20 protein-coding genes are annotated in these 21,609 nt (G+C 66.6%); 16 read left to right on the plus strand and 4 right to left on the minus strand.

The annotated features are described in order from the left end of the window. Nucleotides 1-26: 26 nt before the first annotated feature. Nucleotides 27-1,517, plus strand: coding sequence for a cardiolipin synthase (cls, locus tag J9314_RS05335; protein ID WP_210604864.1), 1,491 nt, complete (start codon nt 27-29; stop codon nt 1,515-1,517). Between the two features lie 172 nt (nt 1,518-1,689). Here the strand turns inward: cls and J9314_RS05340 are convergent, their stop codons facing one another. Then, complete coding sequence (locus tag J9314_RS05340) at nt 1,690-2,511, minus strand: HAD-IIA family hydrolase (RefSeq protein WP_181274684.1); 822 nt, start codon at nt 2,509-2,511, stop codon at nt 1,690-1,692. Between J9314_RS05340 and J9314_RS05345 the strand changes: the two genes are divergently transcribed. From J9314_RS05345 to J9314_RS05355, 3 genes are read left to right on the plus strand one after another with little or no spacing between them, the layout of a single operon-like run. After that, nucleotides 2,510-2,650 carry a hypothetical protein gene (locus tag J9314_RS05345; protein WP_181274685.1) on the plus strand — a complete coding sequence of 47 codons (141 nt, stop codon included), beginning with the start codon at nt 2,510-2,512 and terminating at the stop codon, nt 2,648-2,650. The two genes, J9314_RS05340 and J9314_RS05345, sit on opposite strands and share 2 nt — an antisense overlap. 53 nt (nt 2,651-2,703) lie before the next feature. Further along, entirely contained in the window at nt 2,704-3,054 is a 351-nt protein-coding gene (locus J9314_RS05350; protein WP_210604865.1) for an ArsR/SmtB family transcription factor, read from the plus strand. A gap of 35 nt (nt 3,055-3,089) precedes the next feature. Beyond that, nucleotides 3,090-3,569, plus strand: a complete 480-nt coding sequence (locus J9314_RS05355) for an SRPBCC family protein (RefSeq protein WP_210604866.1) — start codon at nt 3,090-3,092, stop codon at nt 3,567-3,569. 158 nt (nt 3,570-3,727) lie between these two features. Here the strand turns inward: J9314_RS05355 and J9314_RS05360 are convergent, their stop codons facing one another. Continuing rightward, a complete protein-coding gene (locus tag J9314_RS05360) occupies nt 3,728-3,988 on the minus strand; it encodes a phosphoglycerate mutase family protein (protein WP_246490625.1) in 261 nt (86 codons plus the stop codon). Nucleotides 3,989-4,030: 42 nt separating this feature from the next. Between J9314_RS05360 and J9314_RS05365 the strand changes: the two genes are divergently transcribed. From J9314_RS05365 to J9314_RS05405, 9 genes are all read left to right on the plus strand, one after another. Then, nucleotides 4,031-4,594 carry a MaoC family dehydratase gene (locus J9314_RS05365; protein ID WP_210604867.1) on the plus strand — a complete coding sequence of 188 codons (564 nt, stop codon included), beginning with the start codon at nt 4,031-4,033 and terminating at the stop codon, nt 4,592-4,594. Between the two features lie 8 nt (nt 4,595-4,602). Beyond that, nucleotides 4,603-5,406: an HpcH/HpaI aldolase/citrate lyase family protein gene (locus J9314_RS05370; protein WP_210605543.1), complete on the plus strand. Its 804-nt coding sequence runs from the start codon at nt 4,603-4,605 to the stop codon at nt 5,404-5,406. 48 nt (nt 5,407-5,454) lie between these two features. After that, a complete protein-coding gene (locus J9314_RS05375; RefSeq protein ID WP_210604868.1) occupies nt 5,455-6,120 on the plus strand; it encodes a peptide deformylase in 666 nt (221 codons plus the stop codon). 76 nt (nt 6,121-6,196) lie between these two features. Beyond that, nucleotides 6,197-6,718 (plus strand): peptide-methionine (S)-S-oxide reductase MsrA, encoded by a 522-nt coding sequence (gene msrA / locus J9314_RS05380; protein WP_210605544.1) that lies wholly within the window; start codon nt 6,197-6,199, stop codon nt 6,716-6,718. Then, nucleotides 6,706-7,587, plus strand: a complete 882-nt coding sequence (locus tag J9314_RS05385) for a nitroreductase family protein (protein ID WP_246490626.1) — start codon at nt 6,706-6,708, stop codon at nt 7,585-7,587. The genes msrA and J9314_RS05385 overlap by 13 nt, the downstream gene beginning before the upstream one ends. Before the next feature lie 38 nt (nt 7,588-7,625). Continuing rightward, a complete protein-coding gene (locus tag J9314_RS05390; protein ID WP_484793039.1) occupies nt 7,626-8,900 on the plus strand; it encodes an MFS transporter in 1,275 nt (424 codons plus the stop codon). A 219-nt stretch (nt 8,901-9,119) separates the two neighbouring features. Beyond that, nucleotides 9,120-12,983, plus strand: a complete 3,864-nt coding sequence (locus J9314_RS05395) for an efflux RND transporter permease subunit (RefSeq protein ID WP_210604869.1) — start codon at nt 9,120-9,122, stop codon at nt 12,981-12,983. Between the two features lie 24 nt (nt 12,984-13,007). Beyond that, complete coding sequence (locus J9314_RS05400; protein WP_210604870.1) at nt 13,008-13,769, plus strand: CPBP family intramembrane glutamic endopeptidase; 762 nt, start codon at nt 13,008-13,010, stop codon at nt 13,767-13,769. Between the two features lie 144 nt (nt 13,770-13,913). Beyond that, complete coding sequence (locus tag J9314_RS05405) at nt 13,914-16,436, plus strand: PhoX family protein (RefSeq protein ID WP_210604871.1); 2,523 nt, start codon at nt 13,914-13,916, stop codon at nt 16,434-16,436. Between the two features lie 109 nt (nt 16,437-16,545). Here the strand turns inward: J9314_RS05405 and J9314_RS05410 are convergent, their stop codons facing one another. After that, complete coding sequence (locus J9314_RS05410) at nt 16,546-17,187, minus strand: VOC family protein (RefSeq protein WP_210604872.1); 642 nt, start codon at nt 17,185-17,187, stop codon at nt 16,546-16,548. Nucleotides 17,188-17,330: 143 nt separating this feature from the next. Further along, nucleotides 17,331-17,819, minus strand: a complete 489-nt coding sequence (locus J9314_RS05415; RefSeq protein ID WP_181274696.1) for an inorganic diphosphatase — start codon at nt 17,817-17,819, stop codon at nt 17,331-17,333. A gap of 105 nt (nt 17,820-17,924) precedes the next feature. Between J9314_RS05415 and dacB the strand changes: the two genes are divergently transcribed. Genes dacB through tilS form a run of 3 tightly spaced genes read left to right on the plus strand, consistent with a single transcriptional unit; the run spans nt 17,925 to nt 21,587 of the window. Further along, nucleotides 17,925-19,514, plus strand: a complete 1,590-nt coding sequence (gene dacB, locus J9314_RS05420; protein ID WP_246490628.1) for a D-alanyl-D-alanine carboxypeptidase/D-alanyl-D-alanine endopeptidase — start codon at nt 17,925-17,927, stop codon at nt 19,512-19,514. Then, entirely contained in the window at nt 19,511-20,527 is a 1,017-nt protein-coding gene (locus J9314_RS05425) for a zinc-dependent metalloprotease (RefSeq protein ID WP_210605547.1), read from the plus strand. The genes dacB and J9314_RS05425 overlap by 4 nt, the downstream gene beginning before the upstream one ends. After that, nucleotides 20,520-21,587, plus strand: a complete 1,068-nt coding sequence (tilS, locus tag J9314_RS05430; RefSeq protein ID WP_210604874.1) for a tRNA lysidine(34) synthetase TilS — start codon at nt 20,520-20,522, stop codon at nt 21,585-21,587. Before J9314_RS05425 ends, tilS begins: the two co-directional genes overlap by 8 nt. Nucleotides 21,588-21,609: the final 22 nt, after the last annotated feature.

Here is a 21,609-nt window from a genome sequence, read left to right on the forward strand (position 1 = left end):
ACCACGGACGAGCAGGAGCGGGGGACATGCGGCTGAATTTCGATTTCGAGCTGGGCTCGATTCCGTCCGTGCTGTCCATCAGCTGGATCGTCCTCGAGTACATCGCGAAGATCGTTGCGATCGGTGTGGTCCCGGAGAACCGTCGCCCCTCATCGTCATCGGCATGGCTGCTGCTCATCCTCTTCGTGCCGATCGTCGGCATCCCGCTCTTCCTCATGCTCGGCAGCCCCTACATCAATCAGCGGCGGGCGAGAATCCAGGCCCAGGCCAATGAGCTCATGCACGAAGGCGCCGATGACTTACCCGATGTGCCTCCCTCCCTGGACGCACCACGGGAGTTCGTCTCCGTCGCCCAGCTGGGGCGGGCGCTGACCGCGCTGCCGATGGTCACCGGTGACAGTCACGGCGTGATCTCGGACTACGAGGCGAGCATCGCTCGGATGGCCGAACTCGTCGACTCGGCCGAGGAATACGCCCATGTCGAGATCTACATCATGGCCTGGGATGCCACCACCGATGTCTTCTTCCAAGCGCTCGAGCGAGCAAGCGCGCGCGGAGTCAAGGTCAAGGTCCTCTTCGACCACATCGGCTCCCGCAAGTACCCCGGTTTCCACCGCCTCGGCAAACGCCTGAGCCGGGCCGGCATGGAATGGCACCTCATGCTCCCGTTCATCCCGTGGCGCGGGAAGCTGCGGCGCATCGACCTGCGCAATCACCGCAAACTCCTCGTCGTCGACGGGAGGAAGGCGATGATGGGATCGCAGAACATGATCGACTCGAGCTACCTCAAGAAGAAGAACGTGACGATCGGCCGGCACTGGCACGACATCATGGTCGAGCTCAGTGGTCCGATCGTCGCCACCGTCGAGGCGGTGTTCGCCACCGACTGGTACACCGAGTGCGGGGATTCCCTGGGCATCCGACCCTACGAAGGCGATGAGGTCGAGCCCGAGGTCGGCGGGCAGACGAGCGCGATGCAGCTCGTGCCCTCCGGGCCCGGATTCACCACCGAACCCAACCTCAAGGTCTTCACATCGCTGATGTATCTGGCGCAGGAGCGTCTGGCCATCGTCAGCCCGTACTTCGTGCCCGACGAATCGCTGCTGGCTGCGGTGAGCACTGCCGCCCGGCGCGGCGTCGACGTCGAACTCTACGTCAGCGAACAGGCCGACCAGTTCATGGTCGACTACGCACAGTCCTCGTACTACCGGTCCCTGCTCGAAGCCGGGGTGCGGATCTTCCAGTACCCCAAACCGCAGGTGCTCCACACGAAGTGCTTCGTCGTCGACGACCGATACGCGGTGATTGGGTCATCGAACATGGACATGCGCTCCTTCGGCCTCAACTACGAGATCAGCCTGCTCACGACCGGCGGGGATCTCGTCGGTGACATCGACGGGGTGATCTCCGACTACCAGGAAGCCAGCCACGAACTCACTCTCGAGGAGTGGGAGAAGCGACCGCTCATCCGCCGCTACCTCGAATCCGCGATGAGGCTGACGTCCGCCCTGCAGTGAGCGGTCCCCGCACTTCCTGGCGCGGACTTGTGGTCACTATCGGACACTTTCGCCAAAAATTTAGGTCACTATCGGATACTTTTCCGCGGTCAGAAGTATCCGATAGTGACCTAAATTTTTGGGTGCATCGCCTCCGCGGCCGACGGATCGGATGCAGACGGGAAATCGAGGCTCAGGCGGAACCGGTGACGTCGGGGCCGAGATCGCTCTGCTGCTCCAACGGGACGTCGAGGAGTTCGTGGACTCCCGCGACGATCTCGTTCGGCCGGAACGGGAAGGCGCGGACATCCTCGGCGGTCGAGATCCCGGAGAGGACGAGTACGGTGTGCATGCCCGCCTCCATCCCGGCGATGATGTCGGTGTCCATTCGGTCGCCGATCATCGCGGTGCTCATCGAGTGCGCACCGATCTTGTTCAGCGCCGAGCGGAACATCATCGGATTCGGTTTGCCGACGACATAGGGCTCACGGTTCGTGGCCTTCGTGATCAGCGCTGCGATCGCACCGGTGGCAGGAAGAATGCCCTCGGGGCTCGGGCCGGTGGCATCCGGGTTCGTGACTATGAAGCGCGCCCCACCCTCGATGAGTCGGATGGCCTTGGTGATCGCTTCGAACGAGTAGGAGTGCGTCTCACCGACGACGACGAATTCGGGATCCTTCTCGGTCATGACGAACCCGGCCTCGTGGATGGCTGTGGTCAGGCCCGCCTCGCCGACGACGTAGGCCGTGCCGTGCTCGACCTGGTTGGAGAGGAAATCGGCGGTCGCCATCGCCGAGGTCCAGATGTTCGACTCGGGAACGTCGAGACCGTTCGACCGCAGTCGCGCCGAGAGGTCACGGGCGGTGTAGATCGAGTTGTTCGTCAGCACCAGGTAGGGGATGTCAGCCTGCCGCCACTGGGCAAGCAGCTCGGCGGCGCCGGGCAGGGGATTGCTCTCCTTGACCAGGACGCCGTCCATATCGGTCAGCCAGCATTCGATGGAATCGCGATCCATGTCTCTCCTCGAGTCAGCGGGTGGGCCGAAGCGGCACACCCCCAGCCTAGTCGGCCCGGCCGCCGATGCGGACCCGGGAGCCGAACCCGCCGTGTCCGTGGGGGAGCCGAACGGCGAATTCATCGTCATCGACCCTTGACACCGGAGCTATGAACTGTATTGTAGGGGCTACTTAATTAAGGAAGTGCTTCAATGAATCTGGATCTGGTCTTCGGCGCTCTTGCCGATCCGACACGGCGGGCGATCATCGATCGTCTCCGCGCCGGTGATCTGAGCTCCGGTGACCTGGCGGAGCCGCTGCCGATCAGCCGACCCGCCGTCTCACAGCACCTCAAGGTGCTCGAAGTCGCCGGGCTCATCACCCGGTCGAAGAGCGCGCAGAGGCGCATCGTCTCGCTCAATGCCGACAAGCTCTCGGGCGCCACCGAGTGGCTGCTGGCGGCACACGAGGAATGGCAGCAGCGCTTCGACAACCTCGACGACATCCTCGCCGAGGATGCTCCGAAGTCCGCTCGCCACCCTGAGGACCAGCGCACGAACTGAACAGAACCATGATCGACTCAAGGAGGAGAACCATCATGAACACCATCGACACCAACAGCGAGACCGCAACAACCGACCAGCCGAGCTTCACCATCGTCAGGGACTTCGCCGCACCGCGTGCCCAGGTCTGGGATGCGTGGACGAACCCGGACACCATGGCCCGGTGGTTCCACCCCGAAACCCTGATCACCCCGCGCGAATCCGTCACCGTCGACCTCCGGGTCGGCGGCGAATACACCTACACGATGCGCATCCCCGACACCGGGCAGGAGTTCCCGACAGCCGGGCGCTACCGCCGCATCGAGGAACCGCGCCGACTCGACTTCACGTGGGGCAGCCCCGATGCCATCGACGACGCCCCGCTCGTCAGCGTCATCCTCGACGAAATCGACCCCGCCACCACGCGGATGACCTTCACCGTCGTCGGACTCCCCAACGACTCCGGATCCGACGCCAGCGCCTACGACGGCTGGAACTCCGCGTTCAACGTCCTCGACGCCGAGATCGTCGGCTGACCGTTTGGCTGCATCCCTGACCTGGTGCCGGGTCACCTCAGTAATCGCCGAGGTGGCCCGGCTCAGTTCTGATCGAAACAGCCCGGTTCAGGTCTCGCCGAGGTGGCTCACGTCTGCCAGCCGACGCAGCGTGCGATTGCCGAACGCGGCATCCTCGGTCAGCTCCGTGATGCAGCCCGAGCGAGCCGCGAACGCACCTCCGCCGAGGCGGCCGGGATCCGTCTGCGGAGTTCGGCGGCGATGGCCCGGGCTTGGGACCGTCCGCGCTCGGTCAGGGACGAGTCGAACCACCCGCCCACGCGCCCCTCGACATGGTGGCGGGACTCGGGGTGGGTGACGAGGTAGAGCGTGCGATCGACTGCCATGATGACTCCGAGGCTACCCGACACGAAGCCCGCCCCGGCTACCTCCGTGTCCATGCCAGACGATAAGCTCGCAGTACGACGAGTGAGGAGTGACACATGGGTGAGAAGGTCATCGAACAACGAGGTCTGTGGCTGGATGAGATGGAAGTCGGCGCGACCTACAAGCACGCGCCCGGACGCACCATCACCGAGGCGGACAACACGTGGTTCACGGCCGTGACCATGAATACCCAGGCCCTCCACCTCGACGCCGCCTTCGCCGAGACCGAACCGTTCGGTCAGCGGCTCGTGAACTCGATGTTCACCCTGGCCACGCTCATCGGGCTCTCGGTCACTCAGCTGACCCAGGGCACGATCGTCGGCAACCTCGGCTTCTCCGAGGTCAGTTTCCCGGCGCCCCTCTTCCACGGCGACACCCTCTATGCGGAGACGACGATCCTCGACAAGCGCAACTCGAAGTCCCGCCCCGGTCAGGGCATCGTCACCCTCGAACACCGCGGGTACAACCAGGACGGCACCCTCGTGGCCACGGCCGTGCGCCAGACCATGATGTTCGACTCGAGCCACGCGAAGGACGCGACGGCGGCTGGGGAAGACGCGAACGCGGCTGCGAGCGACGCGGGGAACGCCGCGGACGACCGGCCCGAATCAGGAAAGTGAGCACTCCCATGGCCCTCGAGTTCAAACCCGCCTGGCTCTTCTGCCCCGGCGATCGTCCCGACCGGTACACGAAAGCCGCCGAACGCTCCGACATCGTCATCCTCGACCTCGAGGACGCGGTCAACGACGCGGACAAAGACACCGCCCGCGAAGCGATCATCGACTACCCGCTCGACCCGGCCCGCACGGTCGTGCGTGTCAATGCCAGGGACTCAGAGCACCTCGGCGAGGACCTGAAGATGCTCGCGAAGACCGACTACACGGCCGTGATGCTGCCGAAGTCGCAGCGCGCGTCCGACCTGACGATCCTCGCCGGCTACCAGGTCATCGCCCTCATCGAGACCGGACTGGGTGCCCTCAACGTCGCCGAGATCGCCGCCGCACCCAATGCCTACGCCCTCATGTGGGGATCCGAGGACCTCATCGCCGACCTCGGCGGAGGGTCCTCGCGCAATGCCGACGGCGACTACCGCGACGTCGCCAAGCACGTGCGCAGCCAGACCCTGCTCGCCGCCCGCGCCCACGGCAAGTTCGCCCTCGACTCCATCTGGGCCGACATCCCGAACCTCGAAGGACTCGCGCTCGAGGCCGAGGACGCCGTGCAGTCCGGATTCTCCGGCAAGGTCTCGATCCACCCCAACCACGTCCCCGTCGTCCGCGACGCCTTCCGCCCCAGCGACGAACAGCTGACCTGGGCGAAGTCCGTGCTCGAACTCGCGAAGACCGAGAAGGGCGCCTTCGCGTTTGAGGGCAAGATGATCGACGCACCGCTGCTCAAGCACGCCGAACTCATCGTCGCCCGCGCGAACTGAACCACGCGCCCAGAACCGCGCGAACTGAACAACGGAGGGACTTCGAAGTTGCACGAGGCCGACGCGACCATCGCCGCCCAGATCCGCGCTGTCCTCACCGCCGCCGAGTCGGGGGATGGGACCGCACCCATCGTCGAGGCCGGAGACCCGGTGCTGCGCGCCGAGACGCGACCCTTCGACGGACAGGTCGACGATGCGGAGCTTGAGAAGCTCGCCGAGGTGATGCGCGCGACCATGCTCGCCGCCCCCGGAGTCGGCCTGGCCGGACCGCAGGTCGGGGTGAGCTTGTCGATGTTCGTCGCCGAGGACCCCGGCGCCCGCGACCCCGAGGTCGCCGCGGTGCGGCAGCGCGAGCCCATGCCCTTGCGCGTCGTCCTCAACGCCGCCTATTCCCGGGCAAGCGCGGACGAGGTCGCCTTCTATGAAGGCTGCCTGTCGATCCCCGGCTACCAGGCTGTCGTCGCCCGGCCTCGGGAGGTCGAACTGCACGGCACCGACCTCGGCGGCGGCCCCATCGCCGAGGTGGTCACCGGCTGGTCCGCCCGCATCGTCGCCCATGAGACCGATCACCTGTCCGGGGTGCTGTTCCTCGACAAGGCCGAGATGCGGTCCTTGGCGACGAACACCTCGGTGGCGAAGTTCTGGCATCAGCCCTCGACGCAGAAGGCCGCAGCCGAACTCGGCTTCTCCCTGCCCAGCGGCATGGTGATGTGAGGTTCGCCGGGTGGGTGGGGCCACCTCGTTGCGGGAATAACTTGAATCCGTCATCGTTATACGAGTTATGAGCGATCTGCGTACTCTCACCCTCGGTGCCGGCTGCTTCTGGTGCCTCGACGCCGTCTACCAGCGGACCACCGGAGTCACCGAAGTCATCTCCGGATACACAGGTGGCCACACCGACAACCCCGGATATCGGGAAGTCTGCTCCGGGACCACCGGTCATGCCGAAGCACTGCAGGTGACCTTCGACGCCGAGATTGTGCCCGAAGAGATCATCCTCGGACTCTTCTTCACCGGGCACGACCCTACGAGCCTCAACCGGCAGGGCTACGACGTCGGCACCCAGTACCGGTCCGCGATGTTCTACCGCAACGAAGAGGAGAAGGCTCGCTTCGCCGCCGCCGTCGAATCCGCGCAGACCCTCTTCGACTCACCGATCGTGACCACGCTCGAACCCCTCGGTACGTTCTATCCCGCCGAGGCTGTCCACCAGGACTTCTACACTGCGAACCCCGACAACGGCTACTGCCGTGTCATCATCGATCCGAAGCTGCGCCGTGCCCGCGCCGAATTCGCCGAATGGGTGAGCTGATGGGCGGCGATAAGAAGGACAAGAAGCACAAGGACAAAAAGCACAAATCCAAAAAGTGCCGAAAAGCCGGCGGCAAGGAGGACGACGCCTGTCAGGTGACGAAGGATCGTGTCCGCGCCCATTTCCTCGACGGCAACACCGGCCCGTGGGCAAAGAACCTCGCCGCCGAGGACATGAAGAACGCCCGTCCAGCCGCGGACTCGGCGAAGCCGCAATCCGCCGAGGCGGCTGCCGGGAACGAGTTCACCGCCTCGGACGAGCCACCTCGCCGCGGTCCGGACTACTCGGTTTCGGCGTCGATCGACATCGTCGCCGATCCCGTCCTCTACGCCATGAGCACCCGCCGGTCGATCTCGAAGGTCGAACCGGAGACCCCGAACGACTCCGACCTGCTCGAGATCATCCGCGCGGTCTCCTCGGTCGCCGACCACAAGGGACTGCGTCCCTGGCGCTTCCTCATCCTCCGCGGCGATGACCGGATTCGCCTCGGCGCCGCCCTCGACGAAGCCGCCGGAGTGGTCCGTAAACCTGGTGAGACCAACACGAAACCCCTGCGGGCCGAACTCCTCCTCGCCCTCGTCGCCTCACCGACCAAGCACGACAAGGTTCCCGAATGGGAGCAGCACGCCACCGCCGCCGGTGCCGGGCACCTCCTCGAACTCGCCCTGTGGCAGGCCGGTTGGGGAGTGATGTGGCGCTCGGGCACCCTGACGAACGCGCAGCCCGTGCGCGACCTCCACCGGCTGGAGGAGAACGAACTCCTCATGGGCTGGTTCTACATCGGTGCCGTGCCCGACCGGTACCGTCAACGCCTGGCCACGAGCACCCGACCGCTGCCGAAGCCCGAACAGTTCCTCGATACCCTGTGACCGCGCACGAGAACGACGGCACCCACGACGAGGCGGCCGTGACCCCACCCGGCGACGCCGGCTCGGCGGATGCTGCCGCGCAGGCGGAAACCCGGCGTCTGCCGAAGGAGATCTACGTCCTCGTCGCCGCGGCGTTCATCGTCGCACTCGGCTACGGAATCATCGCCCCCGTCCTCCCGCAGTTCGCGGCGAGCTTCGACTTCGGCGTCACCGCAGCGACCATCGTCGTCTCCTCCTTCGCGTTCTTCCGGTTCGTCTTCTCTCCCTCATCGGGCCGCCTCGTCGATGCCTTCGGCGAACGCCGCATCTATATCACCGGCCTCCTCATCGTCGCCGCCTCCACGGCGGCCGTGGCCTTCGCCCAGGATTACTGGCAGCTGCTGATCTTCCGCGGCCTCGGCGGCATCGGATCGACGATGTTCAGCGTCTCCGCGATGGCGCTCATCGTCCGCCTCGCCCCCGTCGACGCCCGCGCGAAGGCGTCGTCGACGTACGCCACCGCGTTCCTCGTCGGCAACATCGCCGGCCCCGTGCTCGGCGGTGCCATGGCCGGATGGGGGATGCGCATCCCCTTCATCATCTACGCCGTCGGCCTCCTGGTCGCCGCCGTCGTCGTGCGGATCTTCCTCGCCTCGACCGCGTCCTTCGGATCCTCGACGAAGTCCGGACGCGCCCGCCTGGAGGCAGAGAAGAACGAGAAGCAACAGGAGGTGATGTCCTTCCGCGAAGCCTGGAAGGACTCCGCCTACCGCTCAGCCCTCATCTCCGCCTTCGTCCAGGGCTGGTCGGCGATGGGCATCCGCGTGGCGATCTACCCGCTCTTCGCGATCCAGGCCCTCAAGGCCGACACCGCCGTGGCGGGTCTGGCACTGACGATGTTCGCCATCGGCAATGCCTCGGCCGTGACCATCGTCGGACGCTTCGCGGACACTGTCGGCCGCAAGCCCTTCATCCAATGGGGCCTGTTCGTCCTCGGAGTGACCACCGCGGCCCTGGCCTTCACCGACGCCATCTGGCTGTTCTTCGTCTTCTCCGTCATCGCCGGCATCGGCTCCGGGCTGGCCAATCCCGCCCAGCAGGCCACCGTCGCCGATGTCATCGGCCGCGATCGGAAGGGAGGGCGGGTGCTCGCCCGCTACCAGATGGCCCTCGACGGCGGTGCGATCCTCGGTCCCGTCATCGCCGGAGCCGTCGTCGACCACTTCGACTACTCGTGGGCGTTCCTGCTCACCGGCGTCCTCGGCATCATCGCCGCAGGACTGTGGTTCTTCGGCCGCGAGACCCGGCCCCGAGCAGTGAAATCGGCTGGGTGACGCACCCGCGCACGGCAGCTGCAGCCTGGTGAAACTGCACCAGCTCGGTGCAGGGACCAAGCTGGTGCAGGTTCACCAAGCTGGTGATCGAAGCGACCCGCTGTCGGCGGGTCGGATTCTGCGAATTCAGGTTATCCTCATGTCGCGTTGACGTGACACTCACTAGGATGGGCCTGGCGGTGTCTCTGCCGCCATGTGCCCCGAAGAGAAAGTCCCCGTGTGAGTTTCCTGACCCGCCTGAGCCTGAAGAACCGGGCGCTCATCGCGCTCATCTCCGTCGTCGCCGTCATCTTCGGTGTCATCGGGGCCGGAGCTCTCAAGCAAGAACTGTTCCCCTCCCTAGAGAATCCCCAGGCCACGGTCACCGCCTCCTACGAGGGAGCCACCCCCGAGGCGGTCGAATCCGAGGTCGTCGACCCGCTCGAGGGTGCGCTGACGGCACTGCCCGAGGTCGAGGATATGACCTCGACGTCCTCGGCGGGCAGCGCGCAGATCACGGTGAGCACGAAGTACGGCGACGACTCGGACGATATCGTCAAGGCCCTGCAGCGGGCCGTGTCCCAGGTGCAGCCGTCCCTGCCCGACGGTGTCGAACCCAATGTCATGATGATGGGCACCGACGATATCCCGGTGCTTGCGCTGTCGGTGACCTCCGATGCCGACGAGGACAAACTCGCCGCGAACCTCGACGACATCGTCGAACCCGAGCTGAAGAAGATCGACGGCGTCTCCCAGGTCCAGATCTCCGGTGCGAAGACGAAGCAGGTCGAGATCAAGATCCGCCGCGACGATCTCGAGGACGAAGGGGCGAACCTCGACGAGGTGGCCGGAATCCTCCAGTCCAACGGCGTTCCCACCTCGGCGGGTGAACTCAAGGGAGACGACGGATCCGCCCCAGTCGAGGTCGGCACCCGAATCCGCTCGATCGACGCGATCAAGGACCTCGTCATCAGCGGCAAGGACGACCCGATCACTCTCTCGGACGTTGCCGACGTCAAGCTCGTCGACGAACCCATCGAGTCGATCTCCCGCACCAACGGGCAGCCCTCGCTGTCGGTGTCGGTGATGAAGGAATCCGACGCGAACACCGTCGACGTCTCGCACGCGGTGGCAGACAAGCTGCCCGAGCTGGAGAAGATGGTCGGGGACAACACGGAATTCGTCTCCGCATTCGACCAGGCGCCCTTCATCGAACAGTCCATCCACGATCTGCTCAACGAAGGCGGGCTCGGTCTGCTCTTCGCCGTGCTCGTCATCCTCGTCTTCCTGCTCTCGGTGCGCGCGACGATCATCACAGCGATCTCGATTCCGCTGTCCCTCCTCATTGCGCTCGTCGGCCTGTGGATGGGTGGAGAGACGCTCAACATGCTCACCCTCGGGGCGCTGACGATCTCCGTCGGCCGCGTCGTCGACGACTCCATCGTCGTCATCGAGGCGATCAGACGCAGACACGCCTCGGGAGGCGACAAGTTCTCCAATATCCTCGCCGCCGTATCCGAGGTGGCCGGTGCGATCACCGCATCGACCCTGACGACGGTGGCGGTGTTCCTGCCGCTGGCGTTCGTCACCGGGCAGACCGGAGAGATGTTCCGACCCTTCGCCCTGACCGCGACGATCGCGCTGCTGTCCTCGCTGTTCGTGGCGCTGACGATCGTCCCGGTCCTCGCCTACTGGTTCCTCCGGCAACGTGAGGCCAAGGTCAAGCTCACCCGTGCTGAGAAGAAGGAGATCCGAGCCAACCGCAGGTCGATGCTCTCGACGTGGAGGTCGGAGAAGAAGACCGCGAAGAAGGCGGAGAAGAGACGCGACATCGTCGCCGCCGGTGCCGAGGCCGAAGACACGACGGGCCGCGACGGCGTCGGTGCTGTGGGCGCCGGTGCCGGGGGAGCCCGTACGGCGGGAGTGGCCGCCGACGGTCCGCGCTACGGCGAGTCGGAGGATGAGACGGAAGCCGTCGACGAACTCGCCGGAATGCATTCGCCGGTGACCCGTCTGCAGAAGACATATATGCCGGCGATCGCGTTCTCGACGAAGCATCCGATCGTCATGATCCTCATCGCCGTGCTCGTGCTGGCCGGCACAGGTGCGATGATCCCGCAACTGAAGACCGAACTGTTCGGCGACACCGGACAGGATTCCCTGCAGGTCTCGCAGACCTTCGATCCCGGAACGGATCTCGATGAGGCCTCGAAGCAGGCGGAGAAGGTCGAGGACATCCTCGCCGACGAGTCCGATATCGAGAACTATCAGCTGTCGCTGGGCGGAACGACCTTCGGGTTCACCGACGACTCATCGCTCACCGGCACCTACATCGTCAACACGAAGTCCGGAGTCTCGGCGCAGTCGATCTCGGCCAACCTGCAGAAGCAGTTCGACGACCTCGAGGGCGTCGGCGACGTCGAGGTGGCGAGCCAGAGCTCGACCCCCGGTGCGCAGACGATCGATGTCACCCTCACAGCCTCGGATCCGAAGGAGCTCGAGGACGCGACGAAGACGGTCACCGACAAGCTCGACGGCGTCTCCGGTACACAGTCGGTGACGAGCGACATCGAGGCGGTCCAGCCCGTCATCGAGGTCAAGGTCGATCACAAGAAGGCCGCCGAGGAGAACCTCACCGAGGCCGCCATCGGCCAGTACGTTCAACGCGCCATGCACGGTCAGCAGATCGGCGAAGTCGTCATCGACGATGTCTCCCATTCGGTGCTGCTCTTCGACCGCAATGCCGACACCGTGAAGAAGCTGCGGGATCTCAAGATTCCCGGCAAACCGAAGGAGACTGCTGCCGCGGGTGGTGCGGGTGCAGCCGGAGGGGCCGGCGGAGCAGGCGGTGCGACCGGGGACGCAGGTGCGGCCGGCGGCGCGGGCGGTGCGGCTGGTGACGCCGGCGCAGCCGGTAGCGCTGGCGGTAGCGCTGGCGGTGGCGCTGGCGGAGGCGACGCAGGTGCGGCCGGCGGTGGTGCGACCGGTGGCGCGGGCGCAGCCGGGGGTGCCGGTGCAGCCGGTGACCCGAATGCCGGTGCGCCCGTGACCTCGGAGCCGCGGTTCATCAAGCTCGACGACGTCGCCGACGTCAAGGAGGTCAAGACCGCCCCGACGATCCGCCACACTGATTCGCAGCGCTCGACCACCGTGTCGGTGACTCCGGAAGGCGATGACCTCGGTGCGGTGTCGACCGACGTGCAGTCCGCCCTCGACGAGGTGGACCTGCCCGATTCGGTGTCCGTCGACACCGGCGGTGCTACCCAGGAGCAGAACGAAGCGTTCTCGCAGCTGGGACTGGCGATGCTCGCGGCGATCCTCATCGTCTTCGTCATCATGGTCGCCACGTTCAAGTCGCTGCTGCAGCCGCTGATCCTGCTGGTCTCGATCCCGTTCGCGGCGACCGGTTCGATTGCGCTCTCGCTCATCACCGACACCCCGCTGGGGCTGACGTCGATGATCGGTCTGCTCATGCTCATCGGCATCGTGGTCACGAACGCGATCGTGCTCATCGACCTCATCAACCACTTCCGACTGCGCGGGGTCGACCTTCGCACCGCCGTCGTCCACGGTGCCAGGCTGCGTTACCGCCCGATCCTCATGACCGCGGCGGCGACGATCTTCGCGCTGCTGCCGATGGCACTGGGCCTGACCGGCGGGGGAGTGTTCATCTCGAAGCCGCTGGCGATCGTCGTCATCGGCGGACTCGTCAGCTCGACGCTGCTCACGCTCATCCTCGTCCCCGTGCTCTACCTCCTGCTCGAAGGGGTCAAGGAGCGCCGGGCCGAGAAGAAGCACGTGAAGAACATGGCCCGCGGAGAGGTCCTCGACGCCGCCGAAGCGCGGGCCACGGAGAGCCCATCGAGTGTCCGGTCCGGCGCTGCACGATCTGGTGTCGGGTCCGATGGGACGGCCTCCAGGGCGACGGCGGCCGGATCCACGGGCACGGCCACCTCGGTGAGGTCGGACGAATCCGCCGAGGCGGCTGCGACCGAGCGACCCTCCGAGAGCTCGTCGGCCACCGAGCCCGAGTCGGACACCGACTTCACGCTGCGCAGCTCGCCGCCCCGCGACACTGACGGGGGCAGCGAACCCAAACACTGAGCCGACCCGGTTACAGTTGAGTCCATGACGACCGAGCTCGGACCGCAGGAGAAGAAGCGCCTGTGGTTCGAGCTCGGACTCGTTGCCGCCCTGTCGCTGGGCCAGTCCGCGGTCTACGCGATCGTGCGGCTGGCCGACATCGTCACTCGCGGCCCGATCGGCGAGGCCCAGGCGAAGCTGAACACCTCACTGTCACCGCGTCCCGGATTCGACCTCGTCTACCAGCTCCTCGACATCGCGTTCACCCTCGTGCCGGTGCTGCTGGCTCTCTACCTGCTCACCCGCGACCGCGATCAGCCCCGCCTGAGCACCCGCTTGGGAGTCGACGGACACCGTGCGAGAGACCTCGGGCACGGGACCCTCATCTTCCTCATCATCGGCATCGGCACGCTGGGCGTGTACGCGGGCGGCAGGGCACTCGGGATCACCGCCGAGGTGCAGCCGGCCAACCTCGGCGACCATTGGTGGACCATCCCGGTGCTCATCCTCGCCGCCGCGAAGAACGGCATCCTCGAAGAGGTGCTCATCTTCGGCTTCGGAGCGCAGCGGCTGCGCCAGCTGGGGTATGGGCCGTGGACGATCATCATCGGTCTCGCACTCTTCCGCGCCAGCTACCACCTCTACCAGGGCATCGGCCCGTTCCTCGGCAACGTCGCCATGGGCCTCATCTTCGGCTGGTACTTCCTGCGCAAGCGCCGACTGATGCCGTTGGTGTGGGCCCACTTCATCATCGATGCGGTCGGATTCCTCGCCCCAGGGGTCCTCAGCCTCGTCGACTTCGGCTGACCGCCCGGGCATTCACCCTGCGTTCATTGCCGGGTAGGGTCCGGGACAAGTGCCGGTGGGAGGGTCGATCGGGTGAGCCGACCGGCGTCGAGCCTCATTCGCTGCAGGCGCCGGGTGGAACAACCCGAGACGAGGAGAGACCCGATGAGAACCCTGCTGCCGATGGCCGACCACGTGCGAGGCAAACGCAGTCCCGTGACCTGCGCCCTGAAATGCGACAATGCCTGCCTCAAGGCCACCTGCAACACCTCGTCGAACGGGTACTTCCGCGACATCGTCGGTGCGAAGCTCAGCCGCCGTGCGGTCCTCGGCGCCTCGGCCGCCGGAGCTCTCGCGATCGCCGTGACCTCGGCCCCGAGCCCGACCGCCCGCAGCGCGGCGGCCGCCACCGCCGGCACTCTCGCCTTCGACGCCATCGACCCGGTCCAGCACGAGATCGACGAGTTCATCGTCCCCAAAGGGTATTCGTGGCGTCCGATCGTGCGCTGGGGCGACCCGCTGTTCCCCGACTCACCGAAATTCGATCCGGAGAACCAGAGCCCCGAATCCCAGCGTCGACAGTTCGGCTACAACAACGACTTCCTCTCGATCCAGGTCGACGACGGCGACCCGAACCGGGCCCTGCTGTTCTCGAACCAGGAGTACACGAACGACGCCATCATGTACCCCACCGACATGGACCCGGCGGACCAGCGGGCGATCAGCCGCGAAGCCCACGGACTGACCGTGGCCGAACTCATGCGCAAGGACGAGAAGTCCGCGTGGAAGGTCGACGTCAACGGGCGGAGGAACCGTCGTTTCCTCATCGACACCGAATACGCATTCACCGGTCCTGCGGCAGGATCCGACCTGCTGCGGACGAAGGACTATCCCGGCGGCGACAAGGTGCAGGGCACGCTGGGCAACTGTTCGGGAGGACTCACCCCGTGGGGAACCCTGGTCTCCGGGGAGGAGAACTTCAACTCGTATTTCAGATCTCCGGGCACCTCGGCGGCGGACAAGCGCTACGGGCTGAGCAATGAGGAATCGGCCAACGGATGGGAATCCGACGTCGACCGCTTCGACACGAACAATGCCGGCTACGGCAACGAGACGAACCGCTTCGGCTGGATCGTCGAGGTCGACCCCTGGGACCCGAACTCCACCCCGGTCAAGCACACGAACATGGGCCGATTCAAGCACGAAGGTGCGAACATCACGATCTCCCATTCGGGCCATGCGGTGGCGTACATGGGGGATGACGAGAAGTTCGACTACCTGTACAAATTCGTGTCGAAGGACACCTATGTCGAGGGCGATCGCGAGCACAACAAGACCCTGCTGACTGCGGGTGATCTCTATGTCGCGAAGTTCACCGGCAACTCGCCGAAGGCCGAGATCGACGGCAGCGGAGACGTGCCCTCCGACGGCGAATTCGACGGCAGCGGCCAGTGGCTGCCGCTGATCAAGGACGGCAAGTCGCGGGTCTCCGGCTTCTCCGTCGAGGAGGTCCTCGTCAACACCCGTCTGGCCGCGGACAAGGTGGGGCCGACGAAGATGGACCGCTGCGAAGATGTCGAACCGAACCCGGTCAACGGTCGGATCTACGTCGCCTGCACGAACAACTCCGATCGCGGCACCGACGGCAAGGCCGGCGCCGACGAAGCGAACCCGCGCACCGAGAACCGCGACGGGCATATCGTCGAGATCACCGAACGCTCCGGCGACCACACCGGAGTCGAGTTCGACTGGACGCTGCTCATCGTCTGCGGCGACCCGAAGCAGGGTGACGCCACCTACTTCTCGGGCTTCCCGGCCGACCAGGTCTCACCGATCTCCTGCCCCGATAATGTCGCCTTCGACACCGCCGGGAACCTGTGGATCTCCACCGACGGCGCCCCCGACGGCATCGGCTACTGCGACGGCCTGTTCAAGGTCACCATCGACGGCGATGACCGCGGACGCGTCGAACAGTTCCTGTCCGTGCCTCGTGAGGCCGAGGTCTGCGGCCCGCTCGTCCACGATGAGTACGATTCGGCCTTCGTCGCCGTCCAGCACCCGGGTGAGGACGGTGAATGGTCCGATCAGCACTCGCAGTTCCCCGACTACGTGGACGCGACCGATGTCGACACCGGCGTGGCCGCCCTGCCGCGACCGACCGTCGTCCAGGTGATCAAGGGCGACGGCGGTTCGGCTCCCGACCCGACGGAACCGCCGAAGGACCAAGACGCCGAGGCCGGCGGAGGCGACTCCGGCAGCGGCTCCGACGGCGACGATGCCAATGGCGGCGGTGAGAACGCCGACTCCAGCGGGAACACAACCGGAACGGACGCCGACAGCTCCGGCTCGACCGCCGGGTCGCAGGACGGAGCGAAGGACGCAGCCGCCGCGGGTGCCGCGTCGAGCGCCGCTGCCGACGGAGGGGCAGGTTCCGGCGGCTCAGGTTCCGGAGGCAGCGGCTCGGGGGCCGGGAGTTCCAGCTCGGGCGGCTCCGGCTCCGGAGGGTCGGGTGCTGACGGCGGAGACCTGCCCTGGACGGGCACGGACAGCACTCTGCCGCTGCTCGGCGGCGGCGCCGGGCTGCTCGCCGTCGGCGGCGCGATGGCCACGGCAGCTCATCTGCGCCGCAAGAACGGCGCTGGTGCCGAGGCGGAGGCCGCGCCGAAGGAGGAGATCAGCGGCGACTGAGTTCCGCCGAGGCGGTCCACAAGATCGAGACAACGCCGGAGCGCCGAGACCACTGTGCACAGTGGTCTCGGCGCTCCGGCGTTGTCTCGGCGCTGAAGAGAGTCAGGCCTCAGATGGTGGTGGGACCGTTCTTCGTCTCGAAGCTCACAGACATGATGCCCGGCGTCCCATGGGGCGCGGACCAGTCGATGTGGATCTCCGGGATCGGCTTGGCATCCTCGGTGCCCAGCCAGTCGCGCAGACGGTCACGATCCCCGGCGATCTGCAGGGTGTCGATGGCGACATCGCTGTTGGTCTTGTAGGTCGACGGATGCTGAGAGGAATCGGCGGACCACTTGATGAAGAACGGGAGCTGGGGATCGGCGATGAGCCCCTTGACTCCGATCTGCAGCCACCTGAGTTCCAGACCGGACTCCGGTGTGCGGTTGCCGTCGACGGCCTTGCGCTCGAGGCGGGCTTCGACTTCGGCGAGATCATCGACCGAGACGCACCAGCCCATCCAGCCGCCGCCGAGCTCGGAACGAGCGCGCACGGCCTGGCCGAACGGGGTGGAGAGAGCGGCCGGGTGCTCCAAGGCTTCGACGACTTCGAGGTAGTGGCCGTTCGCGAGGGGGAAGATGAGATTTCTGGTGCCGAATCGAGGATGCACACCGCCGTCGTAGGGAACCACTCCGAGCTTCTCCGAGATCCGCTCGGCCGTCGCACGATAGCCGTCAGGTTCACTGGCGTATGACACATGATCGAGTTTCATGACTCGACGATGGCATAACCTGGCTCACACTGCCCCTTAGGGTGACCTAAGAAATCGTGATCGCGGTCACGGTGTGCAGACACACGACCGCCCGGATGAGAACATCCGGGCGGTCGCGTATCGGGAACGACGAGGGGTGAGGCTCAGTGGCCCTCTGCCTTGAAGCGTTCGATCGAGGCGTTGACCTCGGCCTCGGCGGCCTCGCGGCCGACCCAGCTCGAACCCTTGACGTACTTGCCGGGCTCGAGATCCTTGTACCGGGAGAAGAAGTGCTCGATCGAGTCGAGGGTGAACTTGTCCACGTCCGAGATGTCGGTGTACGAGTCCCAGCGGGGGTCACCGGCGGGCACGGCGAGGACCTTGTCATCGCCGCCGGCCTCGTCCTCCATCTGGAACATGCCGATGGGGCGGACGTCGACGAGCACACCGGGGAACAGGGGCTCGGGCAGCAGCACGAGCACGTCGAGCGGGTCGCCGTCGTTGCCGAGGGTGTCTTCGATGAAGCCGTAGTCGGCGGGGTACTGCATCGAGGTGTAGAGGTAGCGGTCGAGCTTCACCCGACCGGTCTCGTGATCGACCTCGTACTTGTTGCGGGATCCGCGGGGGATCTCGATTGTGGCCAACAGTTCCATAGTGCTCCTTCACGGTTGGGGTGCATCACTAGAATAGATGGTACAAGTCCCCGTCACGTCCACCGACGGCGGCCGGATCGCGGTCGCCGAGGAATGAGAACGCGTTTGAACGACAGCCCCGATGAGCCGGAGGCGCCGAAGTCGACGGACCCCGAATCCCCACGCGCAGAACGCACGCAGCGGACACGCCGACGCAAGCGGGGCAAGGCCGCGGGCATCACCGCCGGAGTCCTCGTCCTCATCCTCGGCGGGTACACCGCCGTCGACGCCTACGACCTCGTCCCCGACCTGCCCGGTTTCCTCACCACGGATCCGCAGATCGAGGTCCAGACCGTTCCCACTCCGCAGGCGGAGGCGAAGGACGTGCCCGCCCCCGCCTCGGCGGTGGACGACTCCGCCCCCGTGCCGACGACGGTTGCGAAGACGGTCGACGCCATCCTCAAGGATTCGAAGGTCAAGGGATTCGGCCTCGAGGTCCGCGACGGGCTTTCCGATGACGTGCTGTACGCGAAGGACGAGACGACGCCGCGCACACCCGCCTCGGTGACGAAGGTGTTCACCGCGGCCGCGGCACTGAAATCCATCGGCGGGCAGACCCGCCTGGCCACGACGACGAACTTCGACGAGTCCACGAACACCCTGACCCTGACCGGGGGAGGCGACCCGCTGCTCTCGGCCGGCGACTCCGATCCGGCCTCGGTGAACGGACACGGCGGGCTGCGGACTCTGGCCGAGGACACCGCTGCGGCACTCAAGGACGACGACGTCACCGAGGTGACGCTGAACTTGGACACGAGCCGCTACAGCGGCGAGGACTTCGCCTCCGGGTGGGAGCGGGCGGACATCGCCAAGGGAGTCATCACCCCCATCCAACCGCTCATGATCGACACAGGCTACATCGGTTCGAAGGACCGCGAATGGCGCGCCCGCAGCGAACACCCGGCCAAGGATGCGCTCTCCGCATTCGCGAAGGAACTGAAGAAGGCCGGCATCGACGTGACCGGCGCCGACGGGGACGGCGGCGGGGACAAGGATTCCGCAAGCGACTCCGGAGGCGACTCGGCTGACGGTGCGAACGGCGCCGACAACACCAACGGCACCGACAACGCCGACGGCACCGACAACACCAACGGCACTGAGCTCGCCCGGGTGGAGTCGGCGACGATCTCCGAGATCGTCGAGTACGCCCTCGTCCACAGCGACAACGTCGTCGCCGAGGTGCTCGGCAACGAAGTCGCAATCGCCGAGGGCCAGGACGGCAGCCTCACCGCAGGGCCGAAGGCGGTGCTCTCCGCGCTCGGCGAGACCGTCGACCTCGGTCGCACGCACCTCGTGGACACTTCGGGGCTGTCCTATGACAACCGGATCGCCCCGCACGATCTCACCACCGTCCTGCAGGCTTCGGTCGTCGCCGATGATTCCCTCGCCGGCCTCATCAGCTACTTTCCCGTCGGCGGACTGACCGGCACCCTGCACGATCGGTTCCTCGATGAGAAGAACGCCTCGGGGATCGTGCATGCGAAGACCGGCACGCTCTCAACCGTGACCTCACTGGCCGGAGGCGTGCTCGACGCCGAGGGCCGCTACCTCGTGTTCTCCATCCAGATCGACGACGTGGACAAGGACAAGATCTTGGAAGCCAGAAAGACTGTGGACGACATCGTCACCTCCCTTGCGGATTGCGGTTGCCGATGATCGTCGATGAGAAGTTCGCCGCCCGCACCGCCCGTGAGCTCGTCGCCGCGAAGAAGGTCCCCGACCCGATTGATCTCGATGCGCTCGTGACCGGGATGAAGGACAACGCGCTCACCGCCCAGGACCTCGTCCTCGACTCGTTCCTGCTCGAGGCCGACCACGCCGATGCGGTGCGCACCCGCTTGGCCGCCGGCACCGTGCTCGTCCTCGACCAGGTCAGCTGGGTCAAGGCCAACGCCCAGTCGATCAACGGCATGGTCGACGATGCGGCCCTGCCGGCGCCGGTGACCCCGGCCACCGCCAAGGGGGCCGCCGTCGAGCTCGCGGGTGTCCTGTCCCTGCTCTCGACGCGGGTACTCGGACAGTTCGACCCCTTCGCCGTCGAGACCGGCAGGCTGATGTTCGTCGCCCCCGCCGTGCTCGTCGCCGAGGAGGCGATGGGGGTGGATCCGCGCGACTTCCGCATGTGGGTGGCCCTCCACGAAGCCACCCACCAGGTCCAGTTCGCGACCGCTCCATGGCTGCGCGACCACATGCGCACCCTCCTCTCCGGGGTCGTGTCCACACGGGTGACGATGCCCGGCGTCGGCGGAATCGTCGACCTCTTCGCGACCCTCGGACGCATCGTCAAGGGTGAGGCCAGCCTCGTCGATCTCATCCGCGACGATGACATGCGCGCCGCCCTCGACGAGGCCACCGCGATCCTCTCTCTCCTCGAGGGCCATGCCGACGTCGTCATGGACGAGGTCGGGGCCGGGGTGATCCCCAGCGTGCGTCGCCTGCGGCGGAAGTTCGAGGCCCGCCGGGACGCCGGACAGGGCGGGTTCCTGTCGAATCTGCTCGGCATGGATCTCAAGCTCGCCCAATACCGCGACGGCGCGAAGTTCGTCCGGGCCGTGCGCCGCGAGGTCGGGCAGAAGGGCTTCTCCCGCATCTACGCCGAACCTGTGAATCTGCCGTCGACGACCGAGATCCATCAGCCGCAGCTCTGGCTCGACCGTGTCCATGGCTGATTCCCCTTCGCCGAGGCGGCCGACCCTCGACCCGGCCAGCGGAGCAGTCCGCAACGCCGTGCGGGCCGGGCTGGCCGAGGCTGACGCCGTCGGCGCAGGTCCGAACGCGGCAGAGGCGGGCACCGCGAGGTCGGGTTCTGGTGCCGTCCCGGGTGCCATCGTCGCGGTGTCCGGGGGAGCGGATTCGATGGCGCTGCTCCACGCGGCCGCCTTCCTGCACCGGCGCGGGGAGGTCTGCGCCCGGGCCGTGACCGTCGACCACGGACTCCAGTCCCGGTCCGCCGAGGTGGCCCGCCGTGTCGTCGCCGCCGCTGAGTCCTGGGGTGTGCCCGCCGAGATCCGCACCGTGACCATCACCGCCGGACAGGAAGGGCTCGAAGCCGCCGCTCGCGACGCCCGCTACACCGCGCTCGACGACGCACGGATCGCCGCCGACGCCGAATGGATTCTCACCGCCCACACCCGCAGCGACCAGGCCGAGACCGTGCTCCTCGGACTCATGCGCGGTTCGGGAACCCGCTCCCTGGCCGGGATGAGCCCGCGCACCGGCCGAGTGCTGCGCCCCCTGCTCGGCCTCGACCGGGAGCAGACCGAATCCTCCTGCTCGGCACAGGGCATCGAGGTCTGGAACGACCCGATGAACGACGACGATTCCTTCGCCCGGGTCCGCACCCGGCGACTGCTCGCCGGCCTCGAGACCGACCTCGGACAGCCGATCACCGCGAACCTCGCCCGCACCGCCGACCTGTGTCGCGCCGATGCGGATTTCCTCGACGACCGCGCGAAGGAGGCGGGGGCACGATTCCTCGGCGTCGCCTCGGTGCCGGTGGACTCCTTCACAGCCCTCGACGACGCGGTGCTCGGCCGCGTCGTCCGCGATTGGGTGCTCTCCCTCGGGGTGAGTGCGCAGAACCTCGGCGCCGCCCGGGTGGCCGAACTGATGACCCTCATCCGCAGCCGGAACCGCGGCCGACTGTCGCTGCCCGGCGATACCGAGGTCGTCATCGATCGCGGCCTGGTCGTGTTCCAGGCGGCGGCCAAGGCGCGCACGGACATCTGACCGGTCCCGGCTGACACCGACC

The organism is Brevibacterium oceani (assembly GCF_017948325.1).
In the GTDB taxonomy this organism is placed as follows: Bacteria; Actinomycetota; Actinomycetes; order Actinomycetales; family Brevibacteriaceae; genus Brevibacterium; species Brevibacterium oceani.

Bases quoted from the DNA above. Each gene is read 5' to 3' on its own strand.
- cls (WP_210604864.1), top strand. From the start codon at position 27: ATGCGGCTGAATTTCGATTTCGAGCTGGGCTCGATTCCGTCCGTGCTG.
- J9314_RS05345 (WP_181274685.1), top strand. From the start codon at position 2,510: ATGTCTCTCCTCGAGTCAGCGGGTGGGCCGAAGCGGCACACCCCCAGC.
- J9314_RS05340 (WP_181274684.1), bottom strand. From the start codon at position 2,511: ATGGATCGCGATTCCATCGAATGCTGGCTGACCGATATGGACGGCGTC.
- J9314_RS05350 (WP_210604865.1), top strand. From the start codon at position 2,704: ATGAATCTGGATCTGGTCTTCGGCGCTCTTGCCGATCCGACACGGCGG.
- J9314_RS05355 (WP_210604866.1), top strand. From the start codon at position 3,090: ATGAACACCATCGACACCAACAGCGAGACCGCAACAACCGACCAGCCG.
- J9314_RS05360 (WP_246490625.1), bottom strand. From the start codon at position 3,988: ATGGACACGGAGGTAGCCGGGGCGGGCTTCGTGTCGGGTAGCCTCGGA.
- J9314_RS05365 (WP_210604867.1), top strand. From the start codon at position 4,031: ATGGGTGAGAAGGTCATCGAACAACGAGGTCTGTGGCTGGATGAGATG.
- J9314_RS05370 (WP_210605543.1), top strand. From the start codon at position 4,603: ATGGCCCTCGAGTTCAAACCCGCCTGGCTCTTCTGCCCCGGCGATCGT.
- J9314_RS05385 (WP_246490626.1), top strand. From the start codon at position 6,706: ATGGGTGAGCTGATGGGCGGCGATAAGAAGGACAAGAAGCACAAGGAC.
- J9314_RS05400 (WP_210604870.1), top strand. From the start codon at position 13,008: ATGACGACCGAGCTCGGACCGCAGGAGAAGAAGCGCCTGTGGTTCGAG.
- J9314_RS05405 (WP_210604871.1), top strand. From the start codon at position 13,914: ATGAGAACCCTGCTGCCGATGGCCGACCACGTGCGAGGCAAACGCAGT.
- J9314_RS05410 (WP_210604872.1), bottom strand. From the start codon at position 17,187: ATGAAACTCGATCATGTGTCATACGCCAGTGAACCTGACGGCTATCGT.
- J9314_RS05415 (WP_181274696.1), bottom strand. From the start codon at position 17,819: ATGGAACTGTTGGCCACAATCGAGATCCCCCGCGGATCCCGCAACAAG.
- J9314_RS05425 (WP_210605547.1), top strand. From the start codon at position 19,511: ATGATCGTCGATGAGAAGTTCGCCGCCCGCACCGCCCGTGAGCTCGTC.
- tilS (WP_210604874.1), top strand. From the start codon at position 20,520: ATGGCTGATTCCCCTTCGCCGAGGCGGCCGACCCTCGACCCGGCCAGC.